Source organism: Stenotrophomonas sp. 14P6.2.3 (assembly GCF_057799055.1).
The window spans coordinates 1-15,383 of the sequence record NZ_JBYOLA010000026.1 but is presented as its reverse complement, the minus strand read 5'-3'; the positions used below and the strand labels follow the sequence as shown (position 1 = coordinate 15,383).

The window sequence follows — 15,383 nt, the reverse complement described above, 5'->3', positions numbered from 1 at the left end:
AAGGAACGACTTCTCAATCTGCTGCCCTGGATGGGCCCACTCCTGCTGCTCATCGGCCTGGCCATCACGCCACTGCTCAAGAGCCTGCCATCGGGTCGCTTCGGTGAACTGGTCGCACTGGGTCTGCTGACCTGCGCCTTTGCATGGCTGATGCGACGCCTGCGTGGCTGGTCCATGGCCAGCGGTCTGGCGGTGCTCTGGATACTTCTGCTCCCCCTGTTCACCGGGGTATTTCCGCTGCTGGCAGCGGTCTTGCTGCTGCTGGTTGCGATCGTGATCGGTCAGGCGCTGTTCGTGCAGCGCCCGTTGGCCCTGCAGGCGATGGCTGGCCTGTTGGGACTTTCGGCAGTGCTGGGCTGGACCCTGCTGGTTCCGATCCATTTCCGCTGGGTCTATCTGCCGGTGGGCCTTGCCGTGGTGATCTGGCGCCGTTCGCTGCTGTGGTCATCGTTGCGGGCCGGCCTGGCGCAGTGGCGGCAGTCCGTGGCGGACGCGCCGCGCAGCGCCGCTTTCGCTGTGCTGGTGGTGGGCTTGGCCAGTACCGCCTGCTGGTTGCCGACCCTGCAGTACGACGACCTCACCTACCACCTGCGCTTGCCATGGCAGTTGCTGGAACAGGGCGTCTATCAACCGGCGCCCCAGCACCAGATCTGGGCGCTGGCGCCCTGGGCGACGGATATCATCCAGGCAGTACCGCAGGTAATCGCAGGGGCTGAATCACGCGGCCCGGTCAACGCGATCTGGCTGTTGCTGCTGGCCACGGGCGCCTGGCAGCTTGCGGCGCAGCTCGGCGCGAGCGTGCTGTTGCGCTGGCTAGCGGTTGCCATGGTAGCCAGCCTGCCGCTGACCGCCGGCCTGGCGGGTGGCATGCAGACCGAGCTGCCAACCGCTGCGGTGCTGCTCTGGATGTGTGCGCTGGCTGCCGCGCCCCGTGATGGCCGCTTGTCCAACTGGATGCTGCTGGCGGTGCTGGCCGGTGGACTGCTGGCGATGAAGTCGATGAGTGCGGTGATGGCACTACCTGTCCTGGCCTGGGCCCTGATCCGCCATCCGTGGCCGTCGTTGCCGCGCATCGGCCTGGTGCTGCTGGCAGGACTGCTGGTCGGTGGTGCCAACTACGTGTTCGCGCAGTGGATTGCTGGCAATCCGGTGCTGCCGCTGTTCAACGGCATCTTCCAGTCTCCCTACTTCGCTCCGACGAACTTCATCGACCTGAAGTACAAGATCGGCTTCGGTCCCGACCTGCCGTGGGCACTGACCTTCCATTCATCGCGCTACTTCGAATCGCACGATGGTGCGGCGGGCGTGGTCCTGATCGGCTTGGCCGGGCTGTGGCTGCTGGCCGTGCTGCGTCCGCCAACTCGCGCGGCGGCACTGGTGGCACTGGCCGTGCTGGCACTGCCGCTGTTGCCGATCCAGTACCTGCGCTACGCCTATCCTGGCATGGCATTGCTGTGCGTGGTCGCCGTGGCGTCGCTCGGCGCCGGTCCCCTGCGCCGGCCTCTCATTGGACTGCTGGTGGCGCTGTGCGTGCTCAATGTCAGCTTCCAATCCACCGGCTACTGGATGCTGCGTAGCGGAGCGTTGAAGGACACGCTGAAGGCGGCTGGCCGCGATGCTCCGTTGTTCCAGCGTTTTGCACCCGAACGCGCACTGGCCGCAGCCATCCGTGCGTCGGGTGAAGACGAGGGCACCGTGCTGCTGCTGGATCCGGGTGACCCGTTCTCCGCCGAATTCGGTACCCGTGGGCGCACGATCAGCTGGTACTCGCCCAGCCTGCAGGCGGCCGCCGCCAACGCCGAGCTGGATCCCAGCGGCAAGCGCTGGCTCGCCATGCTGCAGCAACAGCAGGTCAGGCACGTCATCCTCCGCGGTGAAACGCTCACACCCTCACAGAAACTCGCACTTGAGCTGGCAGGTGCCCACCTGCGCGAAGAAGCCGGCGGCCGCCAGTGGTGGAGCCTCCCGGCGCCCCCAGGAAAGCCATCGCGATGAGCATCCCCCCTCCGACCAGCCCCACCACAGCGGTCCGGCCCGACGACTCGCCGCGCATCGCGGTGGTGATCCCGTGCTATCGCGTGCGCGCGCATATCCTGCAGGTCATCGCCGGCATCGGACCGGAAGTGGGCTGGATCATCGCCGTCGATGATGCCTGTCCCGAGGCAAGCGGCGCCTGGATTCGCGAACACTGCACCGATCCGCGCGTCATCGTGGTCCATCACGAGCAGAACCAAGGAGTGGGTGGTGCCACGCTGACCGGCTACCACCACGCGCTGCAGACACCTGCCCATGTGGTGGTCAAGCTCGACGGCGACGGGCAGATGGATGCCGGTCTGCTTCCCCGCTTTGCCAGCCCACTTCTGTCCGGCCACGCGGACTATGCCAAGGGCAACCGTTTCCATCGCGTCGGCTTCGTGCGCGGCATGCCTTGGGTGCGCCTGGCCGGCAATGCGGCGCTTTCGTTCATGACCAAGCTGTCCAGCGGATACTGGCAGATCGCTGATCCGACCAACGGCTACACGGCGATCCGCAGTGAAGTACTGCACGAGCTGGAGCTCGAGCGGATCGCAAAGCGCTACTTCTTCGAATCGGACCTGCTGTATCACCTCAACCAGGTGCGTGCCGTGGTGATCGATGTACCGATGCGCGCCCGCTATGAAGACGAAACCAGCAGCCTGAGCCCGTTACGCATCCTTGGCCCGTTCCTGCTGGGGCATCTGCGCAACACCCTGCGTCGCCTGCTTTACAGCTACGGCATACGCGGCTTCTCGCTGGCCAGCGTAGAGCTGCTGCTTGGCAGCGTTCTACTGGCCGGCGGCGGCATATTTGGCCTTTGGCGGTGGTGCCTCTCAGCCGACAGTGGTGTACCGGCCACTGCGGGTACCGTGATGATCGCCGGCCTGCCCATCATCGTGGGCATGCAGATGCTGTTGTCCTGGCTCAATTTCGATGTAGCCAGCGAACCGCGGCAACCCGTGCATCGTCTGCTTGGCGTCGAACAGGCCCTGCGCAGCGTCATCGGGAAGCCTCGGCAATGACCCTCCTGCGCCAGGGCAGCGCATACATCGTCATCGGCCTGGTGCAGCTGCTGCTGGACTGGCTGGTGTTCGTGGGAAGCACCGCACTCGGGCTGCCGGTCGCTCCTGCCAACATCGTCGGCCGTTTGGCCGGCATGCTGCTCGGCTTCTGGCTCAATGGCCGCTATACCTTTGCTGCCGCCGGCCAACAGCGCCTGGGCTGGAAGCGCTTCGCGCGTTTCTTCCTGCTCTGGATTCTGCTCACCGCGGCCAGCACCCTGCTGGTGACAGCGGTCGACCATGCGTTGGGGCTGCAGTACGCGTGGCTCGCCAAACCGCTGGTGGAAGGTGGCCTGGCCCTGGTGACTTTCGTGCTGCTGCGGCACGTCGTGTACCGCTGACCGGATGGCGGCCTGCTCCGGGCATGCGGCAGCGGAAAACAAACAAAAACGCCGGCATGGCAGCCGGCGTTCCTGCACTCACCCATGCCTTGCAGGCAGAGGTGTCACCTCGGCACGGTTCAGTGCTTGAGGGTCTTGCGCAGGCGCTCCAGCGCCTGCAGCTGGACAACCGCTTCGGCCAGCTTCTGCTGGGCTTCGGCCACTTCCATCGCTTCGCCGCGGTTGGCCAGGATGCGCTCGGCTTCTTCCTTGGCCTTGCGGACCGAGGCTTCGTCGATGTCCTGTGCGCGGATCGCGGTGTCGGCCAGCACGGTCACCACCTGCGGCTGCACTTCCAGGATGCCGCCGGAAATGGCGAAATCCAGCTGCTCGCCACTCGGCGTGGTCACTACCACCTTGCCCGGCTTCAGGCGGGTGATCAGCGGTGCGTGCTTGGGCGCGATGCCCAGTTCGCCCAGCTCACCGGTGGCCACGACCAGGGTCGCTTCGCCACGGAAGATTTCCTGCTCGGCGCTGACGATGTCGCAACGGATGGTGCTCATGTAACTCTCTTCGCTAGGGGGCGGGTCGAACCCACCGCAGGGATTCCGCAGCGGTGGGCGCAGGCCCACCCCGTGTCACGGTCGGGACGGGCGCGTGCCCGTCCCTGCCGCATCAGGCCTTCTCGGCCATCTTCTTGGCCTTCTCGACCGCTTCTTCGATGCTGCCGACCATGTAGAACGCCTGCTCCGGCAGGTGGTCGTACTCGCCATCGACGATGGCCTTGAAGCCACGGATGGTGTCCTTCAGCGACACGTACTTGCCCGGCGAGCCGGTGAACACTTCGGCCACGTGGAACGGCTGGCTGAAGAAGCGCTCGATCTTGCGGGCGCGCGACACGGCCTGCTTGTCTTCTTCGGACAGTTCGTCCATGCCCAGGATGGCGATGATGTCCTTCAGTTCCTTGTACTTCTGCAGGGTCTGCTGGACGCGCTGGGCGGTGTCGTAGTGCTCGTGGCCGATGACCAGCGGGTCCATCTGGCGGCTGGTGGAATCCAGCGGATCGACCGCCGGGTAGATACCCAGCGAAGCGATCGAACGCGACAGGGTCACGGTCGAGTCAAGGTGGGCGAAGGTGGTCGCCGGCGACGGATCGGTCAAGTCATCGGCCGGCACGTAGACGGCCTGGATCGAGGTGATCGAACCATTCTTGGTCGAGGTGATGCGCTCCTGCAGGACGCCCATTTCCTCGGCCAGGGTCGGCTGGTAACCCACTGCCGACGGCATACGACCCAGCAGTGCCGACACTTCGGTACCGGCCAGGGTGTAGCGGTAGATGTTGTCCACGAACAGCAGCACGTCCTTGCCCTTGCCGTTCTCGTCCTTCTCGTCGCGGAAGTACTCGGCCATGGTCAGGCCGGTCAGGGCGACGCGCAGACGGTTGCCCGGCGGCTCGTTCATCTGGCCGTACACCATCGCGACCTTGTCCAGGACGTTGGAGTCCTTCATCTCGTGGTAGAAGTCGTTGCCCTCACGGGTACGCTCACCCACGCCGGCGAACACGGACAGACCGCTGTGCGCCTTGGCGATGTTGTTGATCAGTTCCATCATGTTGACGGTCTTGCCGACGCCGGCGCCGCCGAACAGGCCGACCTTGCCGCCCTTGGCGAACGGGCACATCAGGTCGATGACCTTGATGCCGGTTTCCAGCAGCTCGGTGGCCGGGGACTGGTCTTCGTACGACGGAGCAGCACGGTGGATTTCCCAGGTGTCGCTGGCGGTAACCGGACCGGCTTCGTCGATCGGACGGCCGAGCACGTCCATGATGCGGCCCAGGGTGCCAGCGCCGACCGGCACGGAGATGCCGCGCTCGGTGTTGGTGGCCACCAGGTTGCGCTTCAGGCCATCGGTGGAGCCCAGCGCGATGCAGCGGACCACGCCGTCACCGAGCTGCTGCTGCACTTCCAGGGTGATTTCGGTGTTGTCCACCTTCAGCGCGTGGTACACCTTCGGCACCGACTCGCGGGGGAATTCGACGTCGACGACGGCGCCGATGATCTGAACGATCTTGCCCTGACTCATTGCTGCATCCTCTAAATGTGTGCTTTTAACGAACGCGGTCAGACTGCTGCCGCGCCGCCGACGATTTCGGAGATTTCCTGGGTGATCGCTGCCTGGCGGGCCTTGTTGTAGACCAGCTGCAGGGTTCCGATCAGCTTGTTGGCGTTGTCACTGGCCGACTTCATCGCCACCATGCGCGCGGCATGCTCGGAAGCGACGTTTTCCAGCAGCGCCTGGTACACCAGCGACTCGATGTAACGCGTCATCACGTGCTCGAGCACGGTCGCGGCATCGGGTTCGTACAGGTAGTCCCAGTCGTGGTGCGCAACCTGCTTCTCGGCGGCCGGCAGCGGCAGCAGCTGATCGAAGCTGGCCTTCTGCACCATCGTGTTGACGAAGCGGTTGTAGACCAGATACACGCGGTCGACCTTGCCTTCGGTGAAGGCGTCGAGCATGACCTTGATCACACCGATCAGCGATTCCAGCTTCGGCGTGTCGCCGATGTGGGTCACCGTGCCGACCATGTTCACCTTGACCCGGCGGAAGAAGGTCGATGCCTTCTGGCCGATGGTCACCAGGTCCACTTCGGCGCCCTTGTCCTGCCAGGCCTTGGCTTCGCCAAGCATCTTGCGGAACAGGTTGTTGTTGAGGCCGCCGGCCAGACCGCGATCGGAGGAGATCACGATGAAACCGACCCGCTTGACCTGCTCACGCTCGACCAGGAACGGATGCTGGTAATCGGTGCTGGCCTGCGCCAGGTGGCCGATCACCTGCTTCATCGCCTGCGCGTACGGACGCGAGGTCTTCATCCGATCCTGCGCCTTGCGGATCTTGGAGGCCGAGACCATTTCCAGGGCGCGCGTCACCTTGCGGGTGTTCTGCACGCTCTTGATCTTGGTTTTGATTTCGCGTCCGCTTGCCATCTTTTATTCCCGTGGCGCGGGGCCTGGGCCCCGCGTTGTTCAACCGTTTGATCGTCTGGTCCAGCGGAGCATCGCTCCGCTCTACAGGACCTCGATTACCAGCTGCCGGTGGTCTTGAACTCGACGATGCCCTTCTTGAAGGCACCTTCGATGTCGTTGTCCCAACCGCCGGTGGCGTTGACCTTGCCGATCAGCTCGCCCTGGGTGTTGGCGAAGTGCGCGTGCAGGCCTTCTTCGAACGCCAGCAGCTTGCTGACCGGCACGTCGTCGAGGTAACCCTCGTTGACGGCGTAGATCGACAGCGCCTGGTTGGCGATCGACATCGGTGCGTACTGCTTCTGCTTCATCAGCTCGGTGACGCGCTGGCCGCGCTCCAGCTGCTTGCGGGTGGCTTCGTCCAGATCCGAAGCGAACTGCGCGAACGCAGCCAGCTCGCGGTACTGGGCCAGCGAGATACGGATGCCGCCGGACAGCTTCTTGATGATCTTGGTCTGCGCCGAACCACCGACGCGCGACACCGAGATACCGGCGTTCACGGCCGGGCGGATGCCGGCGTTGAACAGATCGGTTTCCAGGAAGATCTGGCCGTCGGTGATCGAGATCACGTTGGTCGGAACGAACGCGGAGACGTCGCCGGCCTGGGTTTCGATGATCGGCAGCGCGGTCAGCGAACCGGTCTTGCCGGTGACCTTGCCTTCGGTGAACTTCTCGACATATTCCTCGGACACGCGGGCAGCGCGCTCGAGCAGACGGGAGTGCAGGTAGAACACGTCACCCGGGTAGGCTTCACGGCCCGGCGGGCGCTTCAGCAGCAGCGAGATCTGGCGGTAGGCCACGGCCTGCTTGGACAGATCGTCGTACACGATCAGCGCGTCTTCGCCGCGGTCCATGAAGTACTCGCCCATGGTGCAGCCCGAGTAGGCGCTGATGTACTGCATCGCGGCCGATTCGGACGCGGTGGCAGCCACCACGATGGTGTGCGCCAGGGCGCCGTTCTCTTCCAGCTTGCGCACGATGTTGGCAACGGTCGAGGCCTTCTGGCCGATCGCTACGTACACGCACTTGATGCCGGTGCCCTTCTGGTTGATCACCGCATCGATGGCCAGCGCGGTCTTGCCGGTCTGGCGGTCACCGATGACCAGCTCGCGCTGGCCACGGCCGATCGGGATCATCGAGTCGACCGACTTGTAACCGGTCTGCACCGGCTGGTCGACCGACTTGCGCCAGATCACGCCCGGAGCAACGCGCTCCACCGGAGCGGTCAGGTCGGTGCCCAGCGGGCCCTTGCCGTCGATCGGCTCGCCGAGTGCGTTGACGACGCGGCCCAGCAGTTCCGGACCGACCGGCACTTCCAGGATGCGGCCGGTGGTCTTGGCGACGTCACCTTCGCGCACTTTCTCGTAGCCACCCAGGACCACGGCGCCGACCGAGTCGCGCTCCAGGTTCAGGGCCAGGGCGAAGGTGTTGTTCGGCAGTTCGATCATTTCGCCCTGCATCACGTCGGCCAGACCGAAGATGCGCACGATGCCGTCGGACACGCTGGTCACGGTGCCTTCGTTGCGCGATTCCGCGGCCAGCTTGACCTTCTCGATGCGGTTCTTGATCAGTTCGCTGATTTCGGAGGGGTTGAGCGTGGTTGCCATCGTCAAGTCCTAGTGCCGGCAGCGGGGCCGGACGTTAAATGAATTCAGTTAGCGAGCGCGGTCTGCAGACGGGCCAGCTTGCCCTTCAGCGAACCATCGATGACCACGTCGCCGGCGTCGATCACAGCGCCGCCGATCAGCGAGGCGTCGACCGCGGTGGCCACTTCGACCTCGCGGTTGAAGCGCTTGCGCAGCGCGGCCTTGATCGCGTCCAGCTCGGCAACCGACAGCTCGGCCGCGGAGGTCACCGTGGCCTTGACCACGTGCTCGGCCTCGGCGCGCAGCGCGTCGAACATGCCAGCGATTTCCGGCAGCAGCGGCAGACGATGCGATTCGGCAAGCACAGCCAGGAAGCGCGAGTAGGTCTCGCCGCGGGACTCCGGCGCCAGCAGGGCGACGGCGTCATCGCGACCCAGCTCCGGGTTGGCGAGCAGGGCCGCCACGCGCGGGTCGGCGGCGACGTGGGCGGAGAACGCCAAAGCGTCCGACCACGGCGCGAACGCGCCTTCGTCACGCGCGGTCGCGAAGGCGGCGCGGGCGTACGGGCGGGCAAGCGTGAGGGCCTGGCTCATCCTTAAATCTCCGAGGCCAGCTCGTCGAGCAGCGCCTTGTGGGCGTTGGCGTCGATTTCGCGCTTGAGCAGCTTTTCGGCACCGGTCACGGCCAGCGCGGACACCTGCTTGCGCAGATCTTCACGGGCACGGTTGGCGGCGGCGTCGATTTCGGCCTGGGCCAGATCCTTCTGACGGGTGGCTTCGGCAACAGCTTCGTTGCGGGCCGCGTCGACGATCTGGTTGGCACGCGCGTGGGCCTGATCGATGATCTCGTTGGCCTTGGTGCGGGCTTCCTTCAGCGCTTCATTGACCTTGTCCTGCGCCTGGGCCAGATCTTTCTGGCTGCGGTCGGCAGCAGCGAGGCCTTCAGCGATCTTCTGCTGGCGCTCTTCGATCGCGTTCATCAGCGGCGGCCAGATCTTGGTCGCGATGAGCCAGATCAGGGCGGCAAAGGCCAGGGCCTGGGCGATGAGGGTAAAACCGATATCCATGGGGTTCGCTCAGTCGGTTGTGACGGGATGGACGCGCCGCCACACGGGCGGCGCCTCCGAACCTTCATCCGCGACCAGGCGCCTGCGGCGCCCGGTCGTTTCGCTTTCGCTGGATCAGCCAGCGATTGCCGGCAGGCGCGAGACGAACTCGCCGACCATCGGGTTGGCGAAGGCGAACAGCAGGCCCACGGCGACCGAGATGATGAAGGCGGCGTCGATCAGGCCGGCGGTGATGAACATGCGGACCTGCAGGACCGGGATCAGTTCCGGCTGGCGCGCGGCCGACTCCAGGAACTTACCGGCCATGATGGCCAGACCCAGACCGGCGCCCAGCGCGGCCAGGCCGATCATGATGCCGACGGCGAGGACGGTGGAGCTCTGAACTTGGGCGAGATTGGTCAGGACGGCGAAGTACATGGTTTTCTCCAGGAACTTGATTGCTAAGGGTTTAGAAACAAACGGATGAAGGGTGAAGCGAAACTCAGTGAGCGTCTTCCGACAGGCTCAGGTACACGATGGACAGCATCATGAAGATGAAGGCCTGCAGCGGAATCACCAGAAGGTGGAACAGCATCCAGCCGAAGCCGGCGAACGCGCCTGCAAACATGCCGGCGATACCTGCACCGCCCAGCACCCAGATCAGCAGGAACACGATTTCACCGCCGAACATGTTGCCGAACAGTCGCATCGCCAGCGAGATCGGCTTGCTCAGCCACTCGACGATGTTCAGGATCAGGTTGAACGGCATCATCCACTTGCCAAACGGTGCGGTCAGGAATTCCTTGGCGAAACCGCCAAAGCCCTTGGCGCGCAGCGCGAAGAACAGCATCAGGAAGAACACGCTGATCGACATGCCCAGGGTGGCATTGACGTCAGCGGTGGGGACCGGCTTCCAGTACGGCACGCCCATCAGTTCGAGCGGCTTGGCGATGAAGTCGGCCGGGATCATCTTGATGAGGTTCATCAGGAGGATCCAGAAGAAGATCGTGATCGCGATCGGGGTCACCAGCTTGCTGGTGCCGTGGTAGGTGTCCTTGGCCTGGCGGTCAACGAACTCCAGGCAGATCTCGACGAACGCCTGCCACTTGCCCGGCACGCCGGAGGTGGCCTTGCGGGTGCCGAGCCAGAAGGCGACGACCATCACCAGGCCCATCAGCAGCGAGGTCACCAGCGTGTCCACGTGGATTGCCCACGGAGAGCCATGACCTGCCGTCAGATTGTGCAGGTGATGCTGGATGTAGGAGGTGGGTGTAAGCGCCTCGCCTGCCATGTGTCCGGAACCTTAAGTTAAATGAATTCGATTAGCGCCTGGCCATGGCCAGGACCTGGAACATCAGCCCGACGGCGATACCGGCCAACAGCGCCAATGCAGGCAGCTTGAAGACCAGGAACCCCACCATCAGGACACCAAAAACGAGCGCCCACTTGGCCACGATCGCAACGATCAGGCGCGCCATGGCCGAACCGGCCCCCAGCGCACCACCACCCAATGCCATCCTTGCCGCCACCCAACCACCGGCCGAAACCGCCACGCCGGATGCCAGGGCACCAAGGGCATACTTCGGCCCTACCAGCAGGAAGGCCAGAGCCAGGACAGCCACTGCGGCCAGCGGGTAGACCGCGGCGCGCAGCATCAGTCGCCGACCCGTTTCTACGGAGTTCAGCACAGGACGTCCCGCGTGGTTACAAGTGGATGGCTGAGGCGACTACAGCAGGGGGGCCTCATCGAGCCGCCAAATTATAGCAATGGGACAATTTGCGAGACAACCGGTCCCTGTTCATATCGGAACAGCGCAAGTTGCGGTAAGGGCTGCGGTTCTGCAGCCCACCACGGGGACAATGACATCTGCGCGATGTTGCGCCGCAACGTATTCAACTTTGGTCGCAGGCGACGGAACTTTCCACCGACGGCGATGGTCCGATCCTGCGACCTGCCTGCAGCTACCTCGTCGACGCTTCGCCTGCAGGTCCCCATGATGGCCCCGAAGCGCCGCTCCGGGGCCATCTTTTCGCACGGCACCGACAGCGCTGAACCGTCCACACCGTGTGGACCATACGTTCACGGATGGTGGACAGCGACGTCCGGCAAAGTGGCCTTCATTCCGATGAACCACTGCAAGGACTCTTTCGATGCGCTCCGTCCCCACCCTGCTCGCCCTCTCGCTTCTCGCTGCCGGCGCGTCGTTCGCCTCCGCCGCCCATGCCGCCGAAGGCGATGACCGCTTCGCCCTGCGCCTGGGTGCGATGAACATCGACTCGGACAATACCCTGCGCGGCAACACCAACGTCGCCGGCCAGGACGTCGGCTTCTCCGAGGACTTCAAGCTGGGCGGCAAGGAATGGGAGCCGCGTATCGACGGCATGTTCCGCATCAGCAACCGCCAGCGCCTGCTGTTCAACTACTTCAAGTACGACAAGGACCGCCGCGAGACGCTCGGCCAGGATATTTCCTTCGGCAACGTCAACGTGCCGGCCGACAGCTTCGTCAAGGCAGAGCTGAAGTATCAGGTGGCCAGCCTGGTGTATGACTACTCGGTGGTGGACACCGAGAAGTTCGACCTCGGCCTGCAGCTGGGTGCCGAGTACGCGAAGGTCAGCACCAAGGGCTACGCCGACCTTGGCACGGTGTACGAAGGCCAGTTCCTGGACGAGAAGACCGACGGTGTTGCGCCGGTGGTCGGTGCACGCCTGAGCTTCACCCCGTCCGAAAAGTGGATGATCACGCTGCAGGGCCAGTACCTCAACACGCGCTGGGGCAGCTTCGACGACTACAAGGGTGACCTCAGCCGCGCCAACGCGATCGTCGATTACCGCTTCACCGACAACTTCGGCGTGTTCGCCGGCTACGACTGGTTCAAGCTGGATGCGGACAAGAAGGGCAGCGACGGCACCATCGGCCTGAAGCAGGAATTCAAGGGCCCGGTGGCCGGTATCAGCGTCACCTTCTAAGCCCTGCGCCTCTTCCACAACGCTCTCTCCTGGCGCGGCCTCCGGAACATCGGGGGCCGCGTTTTTTTGTGCTGTTGTTCCGTGCAGGGGCAAGAGCAGGTTGGTCGAGCGCTGGAGGGAGAGGGGGCTGCGTGCGAATGTCCCCCGGCGCCGGCCTGCGGCCGTCACCTCCTCCTTTACTTCGCACCCAGCCCCCTCTCCCTCCGCGTGTCAGACACCCGGGCGGCTTTGGCACTGGCTCTCGACTGTCCGCAAGCCGAGCCGCTGCGCGGGCGGCAGGCGTTTCGACAAAGTAAAGGAGGAGGCGACCGCCACAGGCGGGCGACGGGGGACATTTGTCGAAATGCCTGCCACCCGCGCAGCGGCCCCACCGCTCGCAATGAGATTGATCGAAGCCCAACAAAAAACCCCGGCAGATGCCGGGGCTTTTTGTTCGGGAAGGCGCGGGCGCCTTATTTCTTCTTCGGCATGTACAGATCGGTGATCGTGCCGTCGTAGATTTCCGAGGCCATCGCCACCGATTCGCTCAACGTCGGGTGCGCATGGATGGTGTGGCCGATGTCCTCGGCCTCTGCACCCATCTCGATCGCCAGGCCGATCTCGGCCAGCAGATCACCAGCATGCACGCCGACGATGGCGCCACCGATGATGCGATGGCTGTCCTCGTCGAAGATCAGCTTGGTGAAGCCCTCGGTGCGACCGATGCCGATCGCGCGGCCGCTGGCGGCCCACGGGAACTTCGCCACGCCGACCTTCAGGCCCTTGGCCTTGGCTTCGGTCTCGGTCACGCCGACCCAGGCGATTTCCGGGTTGGTGTAAGCCACCGACGGAATCACGCGGGCCACCCATTCCTTCTTGTGGCCGGCAGCCACTTCGGCCGCCAGCTTGCCCTCATGCGTGGCCTTGTGGGCCAGCATCGGGTTGCCGACGATATCGCCGATGGCAAAGATGTGCGGCACGTTGGTGCGCATCTGCCGGTCGACCGGAATGAAGCCGCGGTCGGTGACCTGCACGCCGGCCTTGTCCGCGTCGATCTTCTTGCCGTTCGGCGAGCGGCCCACGGCCACCAGCACGCGGTCGAAGGTGCCCTGCGCCAATACCGGCGTCTGGCCTTCCTCGGCGGCTTCGAAGGTCACGGTGATGCCCTTGGCATCGGCGGTGACGCCGGAGGCCTTGGTCTTCAGGTGAACCTCGATGCCCTGCTTCTTCAGGCGGTCGGCCAGCGGCTTGACCAGGTCCTTGTCGGCGCCCGGCATCAGCTGGTCCATGAACTCGACCACGGTCACCTTGCTGCCCAGCGCACCGTACACGGTGGCCATTTCCAGGCCGATGATGCCGCCACCGACGACCAGCAGCGAACCCGGCACTTCAGCCAGTTCCAGAGCGTCGGTGGAGTCCATCACGCGCTTGTCGTCCCACGGGAAGTTCGGCAGCTTCACCGCCTGCGAACCGGCGGCGATGATGCACTTCTGGAAGCGCAGCAGCTGGGTGCTGCCGTCTTCAGCCGTGATCAGCAGTTCGTTGGCCGACACGAATTTGCCCACGCCCTGCACGTTGCGGACCTTGCGCTGCTTGGCCATGCCGGCCAGGCCCTTGGTCAGCTGGTTGACGACCTTTTCCTTGTACTGGCGCAGCTTGTCCAGGGTGATGGTCGGCTTGCCGAACTCGACGCCGAAATCACCGGCGTGGGCGACTTCGTCGATCACCGCTGCGGCATGCAGCAGTGCCTTGGACGGAATGCAGCCCACGTTGAGGCAGACGCCGCCGAGGCTGGCATAGCGCTCGACCAGCACCGTATCCAGGCCGACGTCGGCGGCACGGAAGGCGGCGGTGTAGCCGCCCGGGCCCGAGCCCAGCACGACCATTTCGCATTCGATGTCGGCGGCCTTGCCACTGGCCAGCGCCGGCTTCGGTGCTGCCGGCTCGGCCGGGGCGCGGTGCGACGGGGTCACCGGCGGCTTGCTGGCCGGAGCGGCTGCAGCCGGGGCCGGCGCAGCAGCCTTGGCCGGCGCTTCAGCGGCGCCCTCGGTCTCCAGCAGCACGACGACCGCGCCTTCGGACAGGCTGTCGCCCAGCTTGACCTTGATTTCCTTGACCACGCCGGCAGCCGAGGACGGCACTTCCAGGGTGGCCTTGTCCGACTCCAGGGTCACCAGACCCTGGTCTTTCTTCACCGTATCGCCAACGGCGACCAGCACTTCGATCACCGGTACATCGCTGTAATCGCCGATGTCGGGAACCTTGATTTCAATCGTGGCCATGGTGGGTTTTCCTCGTGCCCGACCGGCGTGGCCGGCGGGCTGTCACTGCGTTTCGACAGGCGGCCGCGCCAGGGGCAGCGGCCGCACGGTGGGGGCGAAGCGGTGCCTTACAGCAGCACGCGGCGCATGTCGGCCAGCACCTGCGAGAGGTACGTGGTGAAGCGTGCGGCCAGGGCGCCATCGATGACGCGGTGGTCGTAGCTCAGCGACAGCGGCAGCATCAGCTTCGGTGCGAATTCCTTGCCGTTCCAGACCGGCTGGATGGACGACTTGGAAACGCCGAGGATGGCCACTTCCGGTGCATTGACGATCGGGGTGAACGCGGTGCCGCCGATGCCGCCCAGCGAGCTGATCGAGAAGCAGCCGCCGCTCATGTCGGCCGGGCCCAGCTTGCCGTCGCGCGCCTTCTTGGCCAGCTCGCCGGTTTCCTGCGCGATCTGCACCACGCCCTTCTTGTCGACATCGCGGATGACCGGAACGACCAGGCCGTTCGGGGTATCGGCCGCGAAACCGATGTTGAAGTACTTCTTCAGGGTCAGGTTCTCGCCGCTGGCATCCAGCGAAGCGTTGAACTCCGGGAACTGCTTCAGCGCCGCAGCGCTGGCCTTGATCAGGAAGGCGAGCATGGTCAGCTTGATGCCGGCCTTCTCGTTCTCCTTGTTCAGCGCCACGCGCAGGCCTTCCAGGTCGGTGATGTCGGCCTGCTCGAACTGGGTGACGTGCGGGATCATCGCCCAGTTGCGGGCCAGGTTCGCACCGGAGATCTTCTTGATGCGCGACAGCGGCTGCACTTCAACGTCGCCGAACTTGCTGAAATCGACCTTCGGCCACGGCAGCAGGTTGAGGCCACCGCCGGCGGCCACGGTGCCACCGGCAGCCGCCGGAGCGCCGCCGCTGAGCGCGGCCTTGACGAATTTCTGCACGTCGGCCTTGGTGATGCGGCCGCCCTTCTCGCTGCCGCTGACCTGCAGCAGGTCGACACCCAGCTCACGGGCGAACACGCGTACCACCGGCGATGCGTAGGGCACCTTGGCCGGCAGCACGCCATCGGCGTTGAACTGCACCGGCGGACTGCTCGGCGCGCCGGCCGAGGGGGCGCTGGCG

15 protein-coding genes are annotated in these 15,383 nt (G+C 64.9%); 4 read left to right on the top strand and 11 right to left on the bottom strand.

The window, feature by feature from the left end; genetic code table 11:
- Window positions 1-30: 30 nt before the first annotated feature.
- The 3 genes from AC27VL_RS16745 to AC27VL_RS16735 are packed head-to-tail and all read left to right on the top strand — an operon-like array spanning window position 31 to window position 3,418.
- The gene (locus AC27VL_RS16745; RefSeq protein WP_488767463.1) at window positions 31-1,995 is read left to right on the top strand and encodes a hypothetical protein; all 1,965 of its coding nucleotides are present in this window, start codon (window positions 31-33) and stop codon (window positions 1,993-1,995) included.
- Complete coding sequence (locus AC27VL_RS16740; RefSeq protein ID WP_488767461.1) at window positions 1,992-3,038, top strand: glycosyltransferase family 2 protein; 1,047 nt, start codon at window positions 1,992-1,994, stop codon at window positions 3,036-3,038. Before AC27VL_RS16745 ends, AC27VL_RS16740 begins: the two co-directional genes overlap by 4 nt.
- Window positions 3,035-3,418 carry a GtrA family protein gene (locus tag AC27VL_RS16735; RefSeq protein ID WP_191077399.1) on the top strand — a complete coding sequence of 128 codons (384 nt, stop codon included), beginning with the start codon at window positions 3,035-3,037 and terminating at the stop codon, window positions 3,416-3,418. The genes AC27VL_RS16740 and AC27VL_RS16735 overlap by 4 nt, the downstream gene beginning before the upstream one ends.
- A 119-nt stretch (window positions 3,419-3,537) precedes the next feature.
- Here AC27VL_RS16735 and AC27VL_RS16730 read toward each other — a convergent pair whose 3' ends face one another.
- The 9 genes from AC27VL_RS16730 to AC27VL_RS16690 all read right to left on the bottom strand — a co-directional run bounded on the left by AC27VL_RS16730 (window position 3,538) and on the right by AC27VL_RS16690 (window position 10,703).
- Window positions 3,538-3,960 carry a F0F1 ATP synthase subunit epsilon gene (locus tag AC27VL_RS16730; RefSeq protein WP_025877355.1) on the bottom strand — a complete coding sequence of 141 codons (423 nt, stop codon included), beginning with the start codon at window positions 3,958-3,960 and terminating at the stop codon, window positions 3,538-3,540.
- Window positions 3,961-4,072: 112 nt separating this feature from the next.
- Complete coding sequence (gene atpD, locus AC27VL_RS16725) at window positions 4,073-5,479, bottom strand: F0F1 ATP synthase subunit beta (protein WP_100553628.1); 1,407 nt, start codon at window positions 5,477-5,479, stop codon at window positions 4,073-4,075.
- A gap of 38 nt (window positions 5,480-5,517) precedes the next feature.
- Window positions 5,518-6,381: a F0F1 ATP synthase subunit gamma gene (gene atpG / locus AC27VL_RS16720; RefSeq protein WP_089237047.1), complete on the bottom strand. Its 864-nt coding sequence runs from the start codon at window positions 6,379-6,381 to the stop codon at window positions 5,518-5,520.
- Window positions 6,382-6,476: 95 nt separating this feature from the next.
- The gene (gene atpA / locus AC27VL_RS16715) at window positions 6,477-8,024 is read right to left on the bottom strand and encodes a F0F1 ATP synthase subunit alpha (protein WP_089237049.1); all 1,548 of its coding nucleotides are present in this window, start codon (window positions 8,022-8,024) and stop codon (window positions 6,477-6,479) included.
- 44 nt (window positions 8,025-8,068) lie between these two features.
- On the bottom strand, window positions 8,069-8,596 hold the full coding sequence (locus tag AC27VL_RS16710; RefSeq protein WP_089237051.1) for a F0F1 ATP synthase subunit delta: 528 nt from the start codon (window positions 8,594-8,596) through the stop codon (window positions 8,069-8,071).
- A gap of 2 nt (window positions 8,597-8,598) precedes the next feature.
- Entirely contained in the window at window positions 8,599-9,069 is a 471-nt protein-coding gene (locus AC27VL_RS16705) for a F0F1 ATP synthase subunit B (protein WP_025877365.1), read from the bottom strand.
- Window positions 9,070-9,183: 114 nt separating this feature from the next.
- Complete coding sequence (gene atpE, locus AC27VL_RS16700) at window positions 9,184-9,486, bottom strand: F0F1 ATP synthase subunit C (protein WP_089237053.1); 303 nt, start codon at window positions 9,484-9,486, stop codon at window positions 9,184-9,186.
- 64 nt (window positions 9,487-9,550) lie between these two features.
- Complete coding sequence (gene atpB, locus AC27VL_RS16695; protein WP_089237055.1) at window positions 9,551-10,339, bottom strand: F0F1 ATP synthase subunit A; 789 nt, start codon at window positions 10,337-10,339, stop codon at window positions 9,551-9,553.
- 31 nt (window positions 10,340-10,370) lie between these two features.
- Window positions 10,371-10,703 carry a hypothetical protein gene (locus AC27VL_RS16690; protein ID WP_032952006.1) on the bottom strand — a complete coding sequence of 111 codons (333 nt, stop codon included), beginning with the start codon at window positions 10,701-10,703 and terminating at the stop codon, window positions 10,371-10,373.
- A gap of 496 nt (window positions 10,704-11,199) precedes the next feature.
- Between AC27VL_RS16690 and AC27VL_RS16685 the strand changes: the two genes are divergently transcribed.
- Window positions 11,200-12,018, top strand: a complete 819-nt coding sequence (locus AC27VL_RS16685) for a hypothetical protein (protein WP_100462343.1) — start codon at window positions 11,200-11,202, stop codon at window positions 12,016-12,018.
- A 452-nt stretch (window positions 12,019-12,470) separates the two neighbouring features.
- On the opposite strand, the gene lpdA is transcribed toward AC27VL_RS16685, so the two are convergent.
- Both lpdA and AC27VL_RS16675 read right to left on the bottom strand, forming a co-directional pair.
- Window positions 12,471-14,279: a dihydrolipoyl dehydrogenase gene (gene lpdA, locus AC27VL_RS16680; protein WP_488767457.1), complete on the bottom strand. Its 1,809-nt coding sequence runs from the start codon at window positions 14,277-14,279 to the stop codon at window positions 12,471-12,473.
- Between the two features lie 107 nt (window positions 14,280-14,386).
- Window positions 14,387-15,383 (bottom strand): dihydrolipoyllysine-residue acetyltransferase (locus AC27VL_RS16675; RefSeq protein WP_488767455.1); only part of this gene is annotated, 997 nt, incomplete at its 5' end.

Excerpts from the sequence above, each read along its gene's own strand:
- lpdA (WP_488767457.1), bottom strand. The coding sequence starts at position 14,279 with ATGGCCACGATTGAAATCAAGGTTCCCGACATCGGCGATTACAGCGAT.
- atpD (WP_100553628.1), bottom strand. The coding sequence starts at position 5,479 with ATGAGTCAGGGCAAGATCGTTCAGATCATCGGCGCCGTCGTCGACGTC.
- atpE (WP_089237053.1), bottom strand. The coding sequence starts at position 9,486 with ATGTACTTCGCCGTCCTGACCAATCTCGCCCAAGTTCAGAGCTCCACC.
- atpB (WP_089237055.1), bottom strand. The coding sequence starts at position 10,339 with ATGGCAGGCGAGGCGCTTACACCCACCTCCTACATCCAGCATCACCTG.
- atpA (WP_089237049.1), bottom strand. The coding sequence starts at position 8,024 with ATGGCAACCACGCTCAACCCCTCCGAAATCAGCGAACTGATCAAGAAC.
- AC27VL_RS16685 (WP_100462343.1), top strand. The coding sequence starts at position 11,200 with ATGCGCTCCGTCCCCACCCTGCTCGCCCTCTCGCTTCTCGCTGCCGGC.
- atpG (WP_089237047.1), bottom strand. The coding sequence starts at position 6,381 with ATGGCAAGCGGACGCGAAATCAAAACCAAGATCAAGAGCGTGCAGAAC.
- AC27VL_RS16745 (WP_488767463.1), top strand. The coding sequence starts at position 31 with ATGGGCCCACTCCTGCTGCTCATCGGCCTGGCCATCACGCCACTGCTC.
- AC27VL_RS16735 (WP_191077399.1), top strand. The coding sequence starts at position 3,035 with ATGACCCTCCTGCGCCAGGGCAGCGCATACATCGTCATCGGCCTGGTG.
- AC27VL_RS16705 (WP_025877365.1), bottom strand. The coding sequence starts at position 9,069 with ATGGATATCGGTTTTACCCTCATCGCCCAGGCCCTGGCCTTTGCCGCC.
- AC27VL_RS16710 (WP_089237051.1), bottom strand. The coding sequence starts at position 8,596 with ATGAGCCAGGCCCTCACGCTTGCCCGCCCGTACGCCCGCGCCGCCTTC.
- AC27VL_RS16740 (WP_488767461.1), top strand. The coding sequence starts at position 1,992 with ATGAGCATCCCCCCTCCGACCAGCCCCACCACAGCGGTCCGGCCCGAC.
- AC27VL_RS16730 (WP_025877355.1), bottom strand. The coding sequence starts at position 3,960 with ATGAGCACCATCCGTTGCGACATCGTCAGCGCCGAGCAGGAAATCTTC.
- AC27VL_RS16690 (WP_032952006.1), bottom strand. The coding sequence starts at position 10,703 with ATGCTGCGCGCCGCGGTCTACCCGCTGGCCGCAGTGGCTGTCCTGGCT.